Annotated in this window: 16 protein-coding genes and 3 pseudogenes; 10 read left to right on the forward strand and 9 right to left on the reverse strand. The window is 40.8% G+C overall.

Annotation, left to right across the window (positions count from 1 at the left end; translation table 11 throughout):
• Positions 1 to 287: 287 nt before the first annotated feature.
• Positions 288 to 1,460, reverse strand: coding sequence for an acyl-CoA dehydrogenase family protein (locus KUH03_RS14880; protein ID WP_257094454.1), 1,173 nt, complete (start codon positions 1,458 to 1,460; stop codon positions 288 to 290).
• On the opposite strand from KUH03_RS14880, the pseudogene KUH03_RS14885 reads away from it, so the two are divergent.
• The 4 genes and pseudogenes from KUH03_RS14885 to KUH03_RS14900 all read left to right on the forward strand — a co-directional run bounded on the left by KUH03_RS14885 (position 1,452) and on the right by KUH03_RS14900 (position 4,250).
• Positions 1,452 to 3,117, forward strand: a pseudogene (locus KUH03_RS14885) (aldehyde dehydrogenase family protein). The gene KUH03_RS14880 and the pseudogene KUH03_RS14885 sit on opposite strands and share 9 nt — an antisense overlap.
• A gap of 19 nt (positions 3,118 to 3,136) precedes the next feature.
• Positions 3,137 to 3,484, forward strand: a complete 348-nt coding sequence (locus KUH03_RS14890; protein ID WP_257094456.1) for an aminotransferase class III-fold pyridoxal phosphate-dependent enzyme — start codon at positions 3,137 to 3,139, stop codon at positions 3,482 to 3,484.
• Complete coding sequence (locus KUH03_RS14895) at positions 3,469 to 4,095, forward strand: aminotransferase class III-fold pyridoxal phosphate-dependent enzyme (protein ID WP_257094458.1); 627 nt, start codon at positions 3,469 to 3,471, stop codon at positions 4,093 to 4,095. The genes KUH03_RS14890 and KUH03_RS14895 overlap by 16 nt, the downstream gene beginning before the upstream one ends.
• Before the next feature lie 2 nt (positions 4,096 to 4,097).
• Entirely contained in the window at positions 4,098 to 4,250 is a 153-nt protein-coding gene (locus KUH03_RS14900) for a hypothetical protein (protein ID WP_257094460.1), read from the forward strand.
• Positions 4,251 to 4,487: 237 nt separating this feature from the next.
• Here KUH03_RS14900 and KUH03_RS14905 read toward each other — a convergent pair whose 3' ends face one another.
• The 4 genes from KUH03_RS14905 to KUH03_RS14920 all read right to left on the reverse strand — a co-directional run bounded on the left by KUH03_RS14905 (position 4,488) and on the right by KUH03_RS14920 (position 6,678).
• Complete coding sequence (locus KUH03_RS14905) at positions 4,488 to 4,667, reverse strand: suppressor of fused domain protein (protein WP_257096981.1); 180 nt, start codon at positions 4,665 to 4,667, stop codon at positions 4,488 to 4,490.
• Positions 4,661 to 5,089: a suppressor of fused domain protein gene (locus tag KUH03_RS14910; RefSeq protein ID WP_257094463.1), complete on the reverse strand. Its 429-nt coding sequence runs from the start codon at positions 5,087 to 5,089 to the stop codon at positions 4,661 to 4,663. The genes KUH03_RS14905 and KUH03_RS14910 overlap by 7 nt, the downstream gene beginning before the upstream one ends.
• Positions 5,090 to 5,326: 237 nt before the next feature.
• The gene (locus KUH03_RS14915) at positions 5,327 to 5,725 is read right to left on the reverse strand and encodes an energy transducer TonB (protein ID WP_257094465.1); all 399 of its coding nucleotides are present in this window, start codon (positions 5,723 to 5,725) and stop codon (positions 5,327 to 5,329) included.
• Between the two features lie 125 nt (positions 5,726 to 5,850).
• Entirely contained in the window at positions 5,851 to 6,678 is an 828-nt protein-coding gene (locus tag KUH03_RS14920; protein ID WP_306429595.1) for a hypothetical protein, read from the reverse strand.
• A gap of 368 nt (positions 6,679 to 7,046) precedes the next feature.
• Between KUH03_RS14920 and KUH03_RS14925 the strand changes: the two genes are divergently transcribed.
• The 6 genes from KUH03_RS14925 (at position 7,047) to KUH03_RS14950 (ending at position 9,159) form a co-directional block, all read left to right on the forward strand.
• On the forward strand, positions 7,047 to 7,256 hold the full coding sequence (locus KUH03_RS14925) for a helix-turn-helix domain-containing protein (RefSeq protein ID WP_257094466.1): 210 nt from the start codon (positions 7,047 to 7,049) through the stop codon (positions 7,254 to 7,256).
• 8 nt (positions 7,257 to 7,264) lie between these two features.
• Positions 7,265 to 7,492, forward strand: a complete 228-nt coding sequence (locus KUH03_RS14930; RefSeq protein ID WP_257094468.1) for a hypothetical protein — start codon at positions 7,265 to 7,267, stop codon at positions 7,490 to 7,492.
• Between the two features lie 4 nt (positions 7,493 to 7,496).
• A complete protein-coding gene (locus tag KUH03_RS14935) occupies positions 7,497 to 7,859 on the forward strand; it encodes a hypothetical protein (protein WP_257094470.1) in 363 nt (120 codons plus the stop codon).
• A 4-nt stretch (positions 7,860 to 7,863) separates the two neighbouring features.
• Complete coding sequence (locus KUH03_RS14940) at positions 7,864 to 8,043, forward strand: hypothetical protein (RefSeq protein ID WP_257094472.1); 180 nt, start codon at positions 7,864 to 7,866, stop codon at positions 8,041 to 8,043.
• Positions 8,040 to 8,243: a hypothetical protein gene (locus tag KUH03_RS14945; RefSeq protein WP_257094473.1), complete on the forward strand. Its 204-nt coding sequence runs from the start codon at positions 8,040 to 8,042 to the stop codon at positions 8,241 to 8,243. The genes KUH03_RS14940 and KUH03_RS14945 overlap by 4 nt, the downstream gene beginning before the upstream one ends.
• A gap of 94 nt (positions 8,244 to 8,337) precedes the next feature.
• Positions 8,338 to 9,159 carry a TIGR01777 family oxidoreductase gene (locus KUH03_RS14950; RefSeq protein ID WP_257094475.1) on the forward strand — a complete coding sequence of 274 codons (822 nt, stop codon included), beginning with the start codon at positions 8,338 to 8,340 and terminating at the stop codon, positions 9,157 to 9,159.
• Positions 9,160 to 9,197: 38 nt separating this feature from the next.
• On the opposite strand, the gene KUH03_RS14955 is transcribed toward KUH03_RS14950, so the two are convergent.
• The 4 genes and pseudogenes from KUH03_RS14955 to KUH03_RS14970 form a co-directional block, all read right to left on the reverse strand.
• The gene (locus KUH03_RS14955; RefSeq protein ID WP_257094477.1) at positions 9,198 to 10,193 is read right to left on the reverse strand and encodes a DNA topoisomerase; all 996 of its coding nucleotides are present in this window, start codon (positions 10,191 to 10,193) and stop codon (positions 9,198 to 9,200) included.
• 14 nt (positions 10,194 to 10,207) lie between these two features.
• Positions 10,208 to 10,819: pseudogene (locus KUH03_RS14960) on the reverse strand (DNA topoisomerase).
• Between the two features lie 29 nt (positions 10,820 to 10,848).
• Complete coding sequence (locus KUH03_RS14965; RefSeq protein WP_257094479.1) at positions 10,849 to 11,304, reverse strand: toprim domain-containing protein; 456 nt, start codon at positions 11,302 to 11,304, stop codon at positions 10,849 to 10,851.
• 170 nt (positions 11,305 to 11,474) lie between these two features.
• Positions 11,475 to 12,831: pseudogene (locus tag KUH03_RS14970) on the reverse strand (deoxyguanosinetriphosphate triphosphohydrolase).
• Between the last annotated feature and the right edge of the window lie 199 nt (positions 12,832 to 13,030).

Below are 13,030 nucleotides of genomic sequence, written 5' to 3' on the forward strand. Positions count from 1 at the left end.
CAATCCGGAATTACATCGCCCAAGTCTGCACTCAGACACCTTCAAAGCGCGATTTAGGTCTAATTCAGGGGTCGCCAAAAACCGAACCGCAGCGCCAAAAAACACAAAAAATGCTAAACATGTGGACCAACTCGCTGGAAACGTAGTTTTTTGAAGCAAAAGCATCCAAAAAACTACGGATCAAAAAATATAAATTGAGCTGTTTACTTGGCATAAAAAGGAATATATGCCACTACGACCAATAGCTTTGAATAGTATCCCAAATAGAATTTAAGATATAAACAGAATTAAGAAGAAAATGCATTGAGCCCTGTAATATCCTGACCAGTAATCAATAAATGGATATCGTGAGTTCCTTCATATGTAATAACCGACTCAAGATTCATCATATGTCGCATAATTGGAAAATCTCCGACAATGCCCATTCCTCCCAAAATCTGCCGGGATTCACGCGCAATCTGCAAAGCCATATGCACATTATTCCGTTTGGCCATCGAAATTTGCTGTGGAGTTGCTTTCCCTTCATTCTTTAAAAGCCCCAAACGCCAAGCCAATAACTGTGCCTTCGTAATTTCTGTCAGGAATTCAGCCAATTTTTTCTGTTGCAACTGAAACCCACCAATTGGCCGGTCAAATTGTTGACGCTCCAGAGCATATTGAACAGCCGTTTCATAACAGTCGATCGCCGCTCCTATCACACCCCAAGATATTCCATATCGTGCAGAATTCAAACAAGACAGCGGCCCACGCATCGAATTTACCTCAGGCAATACATTTTCAGCGGGAATAAAGACATCATGGAAAACCAGCTCGCCAGTTTTAGAAGCTCGTAAAGACCACTTATGTAATGTTTCCGGTGTTTCAAAACCATCCATCCCACGTTCAACAATTACCCCTCGCACTTTTCCAGCCTCATCGCGTGCCCACACTACAGCAAGATCACATACTGGTGAGTTTGTAATCCACATCTTAGCACCGTTCAATAAAAAACCACCATTACTCGCTGTCAATCGTGTTTCCATCCCTCCGGGATCAGAACCGTGGTTCGGTTCGGTTAAACCAAAAGAGCCCACAAGTTCCCCGGAAGCAAGTCCTGGCAAATATTTACGGCGTTGCTCCTCGCTACCATAGGTATATATCGGATACATCACCAAAGAAGATTGCACCGAAGCCGCAGAACGAACCGCAGAATCACCGGCCTCCAGTTCCTGCATAATCAAACCATAAGAAATCTGATCTAATCCAGCGCCACCATATTCTACTGGAATATAAGGACCTAAAGCACCTATTGCACCAAGTTTGGGCATCAACCCTTCTATGGCCTGATGTGCCTGTGCTGCATCTTCTATGACTGGTTTTATCTCTGACCGAACAAAATCCCGGACAGCGCGACGGACAAGCTTGTGCTCCTCCGATAAAAGGTCATCCACTTGAAAATAATCAACATTTATTTGTTTCATAATCGTATAGTCTACATTAGCTTCTCTAAGATAATAAAATATTTTCAAACTGAACAATATTCATACATAACTTGTTTAACAGAATTTTATTCCCTATATTTAACATATTCCACGAATAAAATAAACCATTATGATAAAAAAGAACTTAAAATACTCGGCATAACATCCCAGAATTTAGGCTCGTCAACAGGCCAAAAGTGGTTTTCTGGTGGTGAGGTATTCGAATCTCTATCTCCTGTAGATGGAAAACTCATTGCAAAAGTATCAGGTAGCAGCCAGAAGGATTATGAGGCAGTCATCGGTGAAGCCCAAAACGCGTTCAAAGCGTGGCGACTTATCCCCGCTCCCAAGAGAGGAGACATTATCCGTCAACTAGGCGATAAATTACGAGAATTGAAACCGACACTCGGAAAATTAGTATCCTATGAGATGGGGAAATCCTATCAAGAAGGTATGGGGAAGTACAAGAAATGATTGACATCTGTGACTTCGCGCTGGGGCTATCCCGACAACTCTATGGCAATACCATTCATTCTGAACGTCCCGGCCATCGCATGTATGACCAATATCATCCTTTGGGTGTGGTTGGTATTATTACCGCCTTCAATTTCCCTGTAGCCGTGTGGGCATGGAATACAGCCATCGCTTTGGTTTGCGGAAACACAGTCGTATGGAAACCCAGTGAGAAAACGCCACTATGTGCCATTGCCTGCCAAAAACTATTAGCAGAAATCCTCCATAACAATGGATTACCTGAAGGCATCTCCAACTTGGTCATGGGCGACAAAGAAGTCGGTGAATGGCTTGCTGCAGACAACCGCATCTCCTTGGTGTCGGCAACAGGATCAACACGGATGGGAAAAGAAGTTGCTGTTACCGTCGCACAACGGCTGGGTAAAACGCTACTGGAACTTGGTGGCAACAATGCGATTATTGTTACCCCAGATGCGGACCTCAATATGACAATCATCGGTGCCGTATTTGGAGCCGTAGGGACAGCAGGACAACGCTGCACCAGCACACGACGACTGATTATCCATGAGAGTATCTACGACAAAGTCAAGAAACAACTGACAAAAGCCTATGGTCAATTAAAAATTGGCGACCCTTTGGATACAAAAAATCATGTAGGACCATTGATTGATAAAGCCGCCGTAAAATCATACTTAAACGCACTAGACAAAATTAAAACACAAGGGGGAAACTTCTTATTAAAGGAAAAGTACTAGAAGGCAAAGGTTACGAAAGTGGTTGCTATGTACAGCCCGTTATCGCCGAAGTCGAAAATCATTATGAGATCGTACAACACGAAACTTTCGCTCCCATTCTATATTTAATAAAGTATCAAGGCGACATCGACAATGCTATCGCCTTGCAAAATGGTGTCAGCCAAGGCCTGTCCTCAGCTGTGATGACAAACAATCTGAGAGAAGCCGAACTATTTCTCAGCGCCGCCGGATCGGATTGTGGCATAGCAAACGTCAATATCGGTACCTCAGGTGCAGAAATCGGAGGGGCCTTTGGCGGAGAAAAAGATACCGGAGGTGGTAGAGAATCTGGTTCGGATGCATGGAAAGCATATATGCGTCGCCAGACAAATACCATTAATTACACAACAGACTTACCATTGGCACAAGGTATAAAATTTGATTTATAAACCACTCAGATTCTAAATTATGAGCAACGTACATGAAAGACTAAGTAAACATATATTGGCAGACGGGTTTCCACTGGTCATGGATATGGAAAAATCACATGGCTCTTATGTTGTCGATGAAAATGGGGACGAATACCTGGATATGTTTAGCATGTTTGCCTCTATGACTGTTGGCTATAACCATCCCCATCTGGTTAAGCATCGTGAGTTTCTGGGCAAAATGGCAGTCAACAAGCCTGCTATATCGGATATCTACCCCAAAGAATTCGCAGATTTTGTGGATACCTTCGACCGTGTGGCAATACCAAAAGAACTCCCTATGCATTTTTTATTTCCGGTGGAGCACTGGCCGTGGAAAACGCACTGAAAGCAGCCTTTGATTGGAAAACTAGACTTAATTTCGCTCAGGGCATACAAAAAGAAGCGGGTCAGGTCATCCATTTTAAACAGGCTTTTCATGGTAGATCGGGCTATACGCTCTCCTTAACAAATACGCAGGATCCCCGAAAGTACATGTATTTTCCAAAGTTCAATTGGCCACGTATTGTAAATCCCAAATTAACGTATCCATTAACGCCAGAAAATATCAGCCAAACAATAAGCGTAGAGGAGAAGGCAATCGCAGAGATCAACCAGGCCATCCACGACAATCCCAACGATATTGCCTGCATTATCATTGAACCAATACAGGGCGAGGGTGGAGACAATCATTTTCGGAAAGAATTTTTCCAGCAACTGCGTCAGATCTGCGACAAGAATGAAATTCTCCTGATTTTCGATGAAGTACAAACAGGGCTGGGTATTACCGGAAAAATGTGGGCTTATCAACATTATGATATTATACCGGATGTACTTGCTTTTGGTAAGAAAGCCCAGGTTTGTGGCATATTAGCGAGCAAGGAAAAATTTGATCAAGTGGAACATCATGTGTTCAAAGAATCCAGTCGGATCAACTCCACCTTTGGGGAGATTTTATAGACATGCTCCGCTTCAAACTAATTCTTGAAGTGATCGAACAGGAAAATCTCTTGGCGAATGCTGCTGAAAAAGGAGCTTATCTTAAGAGTAAACTACAGGAAGCTATGAAAGATAGGCCGCAACTCAGTAACTTAAGGGGGAAGGATTATTTGTAGCGCTGGATTTTGATTCTGCAATTCCCGTAACGAATTTATCAAAAGGGCTTATGCCAATAAATTGATCATGCTGGGCTGTGGTGAAAAAGTATACGATTCAGACCGCATCTTAATATCAGCAAGGAAGATATTGACAAAACGATCATGATCATCGAAAACAGTCTATAAAAAATGCAGTACTATCGGTGACTAATCCACAAATAGTACTGCATTTTTGAACAATATAGACCAAGGTCATTATTTTCTACAAACATTTGGACGATCTATGTCCACAAGTTCTGATATTCCATATTCATCAAAAAGATCCAATAGGGCATCTGTTCCTTCTTCTAGTTTGAAATCCATCTCTTCCTTATAAACTGGAATCATTGCATAGAAATTAATGATATTACCATCTTTTGTTTGAAGTTCTAAAATTCCTCATCAAAGCTCAACATTGGAGGCAATAAGAGCATACAGCCAAAACCGGTATTTGCTATTTCTTCGGCCTCCATCCCATTAGGAATAGTATGACCATAGCCTAACCATGTTTTATACTCATGTGGAAAACGCGCTAACCTTTTCAAAAAGTAAACTGGCCAGTAGTTGTTATCATCCTTAAACTCTTCATCTCCTATTTTCCAATCAGCAGGTAGAACAACCATTAACTCGGCACGCTCATAGGCTTCCTTATCGTCTATTTCCTCTGGAACGTTCATGGGAAGGTCGCTCATACCAGAAGTTACCAGGATATTGTATGGATAGTCCGCACTAGGCTTGATCCAGTGTACATCAATATGCACCAATTCGGATATAATTTCGTGAAATACCAGATCTGGTTCAGCGATATATTTTGTCAAATGCTCTTCTATCTCTTCAAGATACACACATTGTACTTCAGGGAATAGATCTTTCGGATCTTTTTCCTCAGGCTGATTTTCATAACGATATATGGTCGAACCGCCGGCGGTAATTTCAACATCTTTCTTTTCAGTGGAAGATTCGTCCTCTCCCCGCTCATGATTTTTTTGACTTTATCCCAAAATGACATATGAAGTGAATAAATGGTTAATTTCTAAATTACATTTGCATTTCAATTATTCAATAACAGCAACTACTGGCTGCCGAAATTTTGTTTTGACAGGCTTTCCCTTGACTAAAGCTGGCATCCACTGTGGTGATTTCCGCATTGCCGCCAATACGGCTTTCGCAAATTCGGGGCTTACCTTCTCCCGATTCTCAATTTCAATATTACAAATAGCCCCATCCTCACAAACGATAAAATTAAGAATCGCAGTCTGTTTGGAGCCATATTTTGCATACGCAACACTATCCATAGCTCCGACAGTTCGTGTCAAATCGAGATTATTCTGTAAAAATCTGGACCAGGCCACCACCCCGCCCTTAAAATAAGGAAAATCATCTACCTTTTGGGCTAGACTATCAGCAGGTATGTTACATGAACAGCAGCAGTCTGCGCCCGTGAAGTCAAACAAACGATAAAAAGCAGAACTGTTGAAACAGTAATTTTAAATTTTGGTGAATACATACCTGATCCTATCCATAATCATACCATTTTAACGCGTATTTGGAGCAACTTATTACTTTATTTTCTTCAGATTCAATTTATAGGCATATCAACATCCGTGATAAAAGCTCCTTGATCATCCAGTAAAAAGCTAATTGGTTGTTCTGGATTTTTAATAATTTCGAACAAGGTCAAACCCCAAGGTTTCCAGAAATTTTCCAGTACCTGACCGTAGGTCTTATTCTGCCAATGATCGAATATAGGCTTCATAGACATATCCGCTAACGGCATAGGTTCAACATATACTTTCTGAGGAGTATTTAAATAGGTGTAATCCGGCAGGCGGTTAAAAAGGTAAGCAGAGTAGAAATAGCGCGCACACAACTCTTCAAACTGTATGGGGTGAAGCTTTTTCCCTGCAATTGTCTTCAATATGTCTTCATGATAGATATTGTTTGTTGCATTATCCTGAAGGCAGGCAATAACCGCAAAATCTTTCATTCGAATAGAAAAAATCAAGGTATTTATTTCATCGCGATACATAAAAGTATCAGGCGCATTTTCTACTGGTACTACAACAAGGGAAAATGGAAAAGTATTTTCAAATTCCATCGGAACGACCAACGACTGCAACATGGCGTGCAAGTTAGTAAAACGCTGTGCCAGCGCCTGCGAAAAGTTCATATCCTCACCTGAGGCTTTCTGTTGGCGGATTCCAGCAAGAATTTCGTTATAGACAACGCCATAGATAATTTTTGTCATCCATTGAAAAAGTAGCAAAGGATCTAATTGGCTGACCGCTTCGTAGCCCTGCTCAAATGATTGCTCAACGGCGCGCTCCATCTGCTCTATTGCTTCAGCTGTATCAATCGAACATGGAAGCTTGAGTGACTTATAAGTCACTAGATTCTCATCCAACATTTTGAAAGGCTTATCTTCCAATTGAAAAGATTTCATCATCCAAACAGGAAAGACCTGGATGCTCTCCTCCTCAGACTGAAGTTTATTGCCTGTTAAAAAACAAATAGCTGGATCAAACTGAAATTGTTTGAATGGATTATACAAAGTTGTTGCCATAATGCCAGCAAAGTTAATACAAATCAAAAAGGACACAAGAAAAGGAAAACCTTATTACGATATGGTGACTTGTTTATTGAATTTATTTTATTTTCAGAAATTTTTGAAAATTCAAAAACTATATATAAATTTGAGTAAGAAATAAAAATGAAGATGGAATTACAAGAAGCAAAACAGCAATTTATAGATACTTGGGGAGCGTTGGGTTCCGAATGGGGATCAACAAATCCGTTGCTCAGGTACATGCATTACTCCTTTCTGCGAGCAATCCTATGTCTACAGACGAAATCATGGAGAAGCTGGTTATCTCCAGAGGTAATGCCAACATGAGTATCCGTCAATTGGTCGATTATGGTATTGTTTACAAAAACATATTGCAGGAGACCGAAAGGAATATTTCGTTGCGGAGAAAGACGTATTAAAATGGGCGATGAAAATTGCTGTTATGCGCAAGCAAAAAGAACTTGATCCTGTCATGGATATTCTCAGAGAAATCAGCAAAAATACCGAGAAAGATAAAACGCCAGAAGGCAAGGAGTTTCATAAGACGGTAAAAGATATCCAGGTATTAACGGATCAACTCGAAACCATCGCAAACAAACTATTCAATACCAGCGGCGGGGATCTGTTACTAAAATTGATCAAACTAATGATGTAATCTTATGAACTTTAATATCCTTGCTTACGCGATATATGGCTTGCTAACCTGCTACATTATCCTTTGGGTAGGTCGCTTGTTTCACAAAAATGGTCGGATTTTTATTCTTTCGTTGTTTAAGAACAACGTTGCTCTAACTGACACGACAAACAATCTATTGCTTATGGGATATTATTTGCTCAATATTGGCTATGCCGTCATTCAATTCAGTTACTGGAAACAAATCCAAACATTTGAGGATCTGATCAGCAGTATTGCATTAAAAACAGGAACATTATTATTTGTACTTGTCTGCATGCACTACTTTAATATGCTTGGCATCTATTTCTTCGCTAAAAAGACAAATTCATTCACTATTAAATCATAATATCATGGGAAATTTAACAGTTATCGGGTATTTTATTTATCTACCCATTGCAATTGCACTGACCTATTATGTTGCGTATGTGCTTTTCAAAAATAGTATCGTGTACATGAATGATATTTTTGCGGGCGACCGGAAGTCGCCAATGCGACAAACAATCTTTTCCGGATTGGTTTCTACCTCATGAACCTGGGATTTGCTTTGTATATCCTTGAGATCAGCTTATATGAACCGAGTGTACAGGAACTCATTGAGCGGCTCAGTTATAAAATCGGTGGATTCAGCATTTATTTAGGTGTCATGCTTTTTCTGAATATGTTCCTATTCTTCCGGGGCAAAAGAATCGCAAAACAAAGAAGAAATATGCCAGCAACAATTAACGAGTAAAACAGATCTCTAAAAATGGTATTATCATGCCTAAAATAGTTATTGCAGGTGGAACAGGTTTTGTCGGACAATATCTTTCCAAAAGATTCCAAAAATGGGATATCAGGTGATCCTCGTTGGCAGACAGCAAGGAAATATACCCTGGACCGATACGGATGGTATTTCAGCCGCACTTGAACATGCTGAAATGTTGATCAACCTCGCGGGCAAGTCCGTCAATTGTCGCTACAATGCCAGCAACAAAGCACAAATATTTTCTTCAAGAACAGAGACGACAAGTATTTTAGGTAAGGCAATTGAAAATTGCAGCCATCCTCCTATTCTTTGGTTAAATGCAAGCACCGCAACCATCTACCGTCATGCAGTCGATCGACCAATGACTGAAAGTAGCGGTGAGATCGGAACGGGATTTTCTGTCGAGGTCGCAAAGAAATGGGAGAAGACATTTTTCGATTTCCACTTACCCCATACCAGACAGGTGGCTCTTCGGATGGCTATTGTCCTAGGCGCTGATGGTGGTGTTATACAACCTTTTAAAAATCTTGTTCGCTTCGGTTTAGGTGGAATACAAGGTAACGGTGATCAATATTTTAGCTGGATACATATTGAAGATCTATTCCAGATTATCTTATTTATACAAAAACATCATGAAATAGATGGCATCATAAATTGTGCTGCCCCCAATCCGATTACGAATAAAACCTTTATGGGGACTTTTCGAAGCGTCATGCATCGAAAAATTGGTCTCCCTTCACCGAAATGGTTGTTGGAAATAGGTGCTTTGTTGATCGGGACGGAAACTGAACTTTTATTGAAAAGTCGTTGGGTAATACCAGAAAGATTAACGGAACTTGGTTTTACATTTCAATTTCCAACGATTGGAAAGGCTTTAGACGATATTCTAATCCTGAAATAAACAGCTACGATGTTAGCAACAACGTGGGATAGGCCGACCTATCCCACGTTAACTTTAAAGTTTTCGAATACCAGTGGAGCATTTACAATAACGCCCTCACTGTTTTTAACACCTTTAAACTCTGAGGTCTTCCCTTTTTCCAAAAGATTCTTCATCTCTTTTTCTTCCAGAAAAATACCGTTCAATGTTCGCCAGATCTTAAAATCACAACCGCGGGCATAGTGATCACATTGTGCCACCCGATCATAGAGAAGAATTAAGCCTTTCTCACATTTAGGGCATTTGATTTTCCCCTTTTGTTGTGGTTTGACTTCCTCTTGCGCCAATGAAATTCGCAGTGTCAATAATTCTTTGGTAATTTTCGCCGTGTAGTCCTTTATATGTTTCATAAAAACATCATAAGAAACCTTATTGGCCCGCATTTCCTCCAGCTTTTGCTCCCATTTTCCAGTCAATGTTACCTTCGCAATCGAACGATCTTTGACTAGGTTATACACAGCCAGTCCTTTTTCAGTCGGAATCAGTTTTTTCTTATCCCGTTTGATATAGTCGCGCTGAAATAGTGTCTCTATCGTGGCCGCACGGGTAGCTGGTGTTCCCAAACCGCAGTCTTTCATCGCCTGACGCATTTCATCGTCTTCAATTTCTTTACCGGATGTTTCCATCGCTTTTAGGAGGGAGGCTTCGGTATGGATCGGACGTGCTTTGGTAAAACGCTCCGCAAGTTCCAACGTCAATATTTGCAGTAATTCCTCAGCCAGTAATTTAGGTAACTGCGCATTCTCATTGTCTTGGTCATCGTTGTTCTTATCTTCATCTGGGGCTTCGATCTGCTCGGCAGAAAGACGCCAGCCGTATTGTTTGATGACCGTCCCTTTTGCGATCAGCTCGACACCTTGCGCATCTATCATAACTGTGGTGATATCCTTGATACAGACTTCCGAGAAACTCTCGACCATACGCTTAGCAATCATGTTGTAAATATTTTGCTGTTCTTTCAACATGTGGCCTGGCTTCTCATCAGTAACCAACAACGCATGGTGATCGGTTACCTTTTATCATCGACAGAACGCTTATTTAACTTTGCCCCGATTAAATTCTTGGCAATAGATGCAATAGATTCCTCTGCATGATCCGAGAGATGCTGAAAAAGTGCTTCTATCTGTTCGAAAACATCCTCGCCGATGTAACGGGATCCTGTACGGGGATAGGTAATAACCTTTTTCTCATAAAGCGTCTGCGCAATACTCAGGGTTTGGTCGGCTGAGTAGCCATATTTTTGTTCGCATCCTGTTGCAGGGAGGTTAAGTCAAACAATAAAGGGGTTGTTCCTTTGTCTCTTTGGCTTCTACTTTCGCAACACGCGCATTTGTCCCAACAGTCAATCGGGCGATTGTCTGTTCGGCAACATCTTTTTATCTATTTTATTTGAAGTAGCTTTAAAGCTTATATTATCTTTCTCAAAGCCTGCCTGGATTTTATAAAATGCCTGCGGCTTAAAATCTTTATTTTCGAGGTATCGCGAGCAGATCATCGCCAAAGTAGGCGTCTGTACCCTTCCCAAAGACAGAAGACCTTTGTTGCCTGCAGCCAAAGTGATTGCCTGTGTGGCATTGATCCCGATCAACCAATCCGATTCTGATCGCGATCGGGCAGACATGTATAAACTATCGTATTCAGTACCCTCTTTTAAATTTGCGAAACCTTCTTTAATGGCCTTATCCGTCTGACTTGAAATCCAAAGCCGTTTAAATGGCACCTTTGAACCCAAGAAGTAGTAGATATTACGAAAGATAAGCTCCCCTTCCTTCCGGCATCCGTCGCTACAATAATTTCTTCTGCCTGTTCTAATAGTGACTTTATCGTATTGAGCTGTTTGACCGCCCCGGTATCATCCATCTGCTTTCCATCCCGTTTGACTTTCTTCGATTCCAGTTTAAAATTTGCAGGTATGATGGGAAGATTGGAAATCGTCCAGCTATTATAACCGTAAGCCTGAGGTGTACACAATTGAACCAAATGACCAAAAGCATAGGTAAAAGCATAGCCATTTCCGGCGATATAGCCATCTTTGACTTCCTTCGCTCCCATCACACGGGCCAGATCACGAGCCACGGAGGGCTTTTCAGCTATTACAACCTTCATTTTAGCGTATTGAAATTTGAATATTGAGATTTGAGACGCTACCTATACAAGCCTATGGCTTATCAAGCATTTTCATTTTTACTTTTGACAAGACAACTTACAAAAGTAAGCATGATCTTAACAAATCGATAACCAGGATCACTAGTTAACAAACTAAATTGTTCGCAAACCTATTCGATACTCGGAATTGTTATTCCTTTAATCTTACGATAGAGTTCGATGGCATATACATCGGTCATTCCAGAAACAAAATCCAGCACACAACGGATTTTGGAATAGGAGTCCTGTTTGTCTGTATAAAACTGCTCCGGAATCAAAGCAACTAATTTCTTGTCGTAATTATTTTTATTCTTTTTGAGGTATGCTGGTACAAACTCTTTCAACAGGGCATCCATAACACGGTAGCCTGCAATCTCAATCTGGACTACCGTTGGCGCATTATAGATCTTCGCTATAGAAATTTTCGAGATCTTGTTCATTTGCTTTACAATACTGTCATCCAGTGCATCCATCAATGCGGATGAAAAAGTTCCCGATAAAAACTGTTCTTGCTCACGAACAAATACATCGACACAACCTTTGATCAGGGTGTTAATTGCCTTAGCCCGTAAAAGCGCCACACGACTCGGTGTATCAAGCAAACCGTCCAATCGGTCACGGAGATTTTCGGAACCACATAATGGCAACAAAAGTTCTTCTACTTCTTGGTAGGATAATATTTTTAAATGATGCGCATCTTCCAGATCAATGATATTATAACAGATATCGTCGGCCGCTTCGACAAGATACACCAAGGGATGTCTCAAATAACCCTTGGGATTGGAAGGATCTCTTAGTAGCCCTAACTCGTCCGCAATTTTCTCAAAAGCTTTTTGCTCCTCTGTAAAAAAACCATATTTTTTGCGATGATGGCTTTTTTGACATGCCCATCAATAGCTAAACAAGGATATTTCACAATAGATGCCAATGAGGTATAGGTCAAAGCAAATCCTTTTGGATCTTTTCCCTGAAAAGCGTGAGTCAAAATCCGCAGGGCATTGGCATTACCTTCGAAATGAGTCAGATCTGCCCATTCTTCGGCTGTTACCTGTTCCTGATATTTCCGTCCGTCTCCATCGGTGAAGTAGGTAGATATCGCAGACTCCCCTGAGTGTCCAAATGCAGGGTTCCCAAATCATGAGAGAGACAAGCCGCTGAGATAATATTTCCAACCTCTTGTAGGAACGGATATTCGGTATCTATATTTGGGTTTTCTTCCTTTACCTGTGCATAGAACATACGGCCGAGTGAACGACCTACACTCGCTACTTCCAAGCTATGTGTCAGCCTATTGTGTACAAACACGGCCCCTGGAAGCGGAAAAACCTGAGTTTTATTCTGTAATCTTCGAAATGGGGAAGAAAAAATCAACCGATCATAATCCCGTTGAAATTCCGATCGAGCCACAAGGTAGCTATCAGCTGTTCTATCTTCATACCCCCAGCGTTTTGCAGAAAGCAAATCTTTCCAGTTCATTTTTTCAGACATAGCGCAAATATACCATTTCTCCAATAATTGGTTTGAACCAAATCTCAAAATGACAAATTTTACAGGCAGCTGTTACCGAGGTCATTTTTATACAGGTTATATTCTGTATCTTTAACTTTCAATACCAATAGGAACAATCATGACTAAATATCAATCACTTATTCCAAAATATTTTGAAGGCATTATAGAGGAAAAAACA

The organism is Sphingobacterium sp. E70, assembly GCF_019285695.1.
In the GTDB taxonomy this organism is placed as follows: Bacteria; Bacteroidota; Bacteroidia; order Sphingobacteriales; family Sphingobacteriaceae; genus Sphingobacterium; species Sphingobacterium detergens.

What these genes read in the sequence shown, in the direction of transcription:
- KUH03_RS14880 (WP_257094454.1), bottom strand. Translation starts at nt 1,460, where the DNA reads ATGAAACAAATAAATGTTGATTATTTTCAAGTGGATGACCTTTTATCG.
- KUH03_RS14890 (WP_257094456.1), top strand. Translation starts at nt 3,137, where the DNA reads ATGAGCAACGTACATGAAAGACTAAGTAAACATATATTGGCAGACGGG.
- KUH03_RS14900 (WP_257094460.1), top strand. Translation starts at nt 4,098, where the DNA reads ATGCTCCGCTTCAAACTAATTCTTGAAGTGATCGAACAGGAAAATCTC.
- KUH03_RS14920 (WP_306429595.1), bottom strand. Translation starts at nt 6,678, where the DNA reads ATGTTGGATGAGAATCTAGTGACTTATAAGTCACTCAAGCTTCCATGT.
- KUH03_RS14925 (WP_257094466.1), top strand. Translation starts at nt 7,047, where the DNA reads ATGGGGATCAACAAATCCGTTGCTCAGGTACATGCATTACTCCTTTCT.
- KUH03_RS14930 (WP_257094468.1), top strand. Translation starts at nt 7,265, where the DNA reads ATGAAAATTGCTGTTATGCGCAAGCAAAAAGAACTTGATCCTGTCATG.
- KUH03_RS14935 (WP_257094470.1), top strand. Translation starts at nt 7,497, where the DNA reads ATGAACTTTAATATCCTTGCTTACGCGATATATGGCTTGCTAACCTGC.
- KUH03_RS14940 (WP_257094472.1), top strand. Translation starts at nt 7,864, where the DNA reads ATGGGAAATTTAACAGTTATCGGGTATTTTATTTATCTACCCATTGCA.
- KUH03_RS14945 (WP_257094473.1), top strand. Translation starts at nt 8,040, where the DNA reads ATGAACCTGGGATTTGCTTTGTATATCCTTGAGATCAGCTTATATGAA.
- KUH03_RS14950 (WP_257094475.1), top strand. Translation starts at nt 8,338, where the DNA reads ATGGGATATCAGGTGATCCTCGTTGGCAGACAGCAAGGAAATATACCC.
- KUH03_RS14965 (WP_257094479.1), bottom strand. Translation starts at nt 11,304, where the DNA reads ATGAAGGTTGTAATAGCTGAAAAGCCCTCCGTGGCTCGTGATCTGGCC.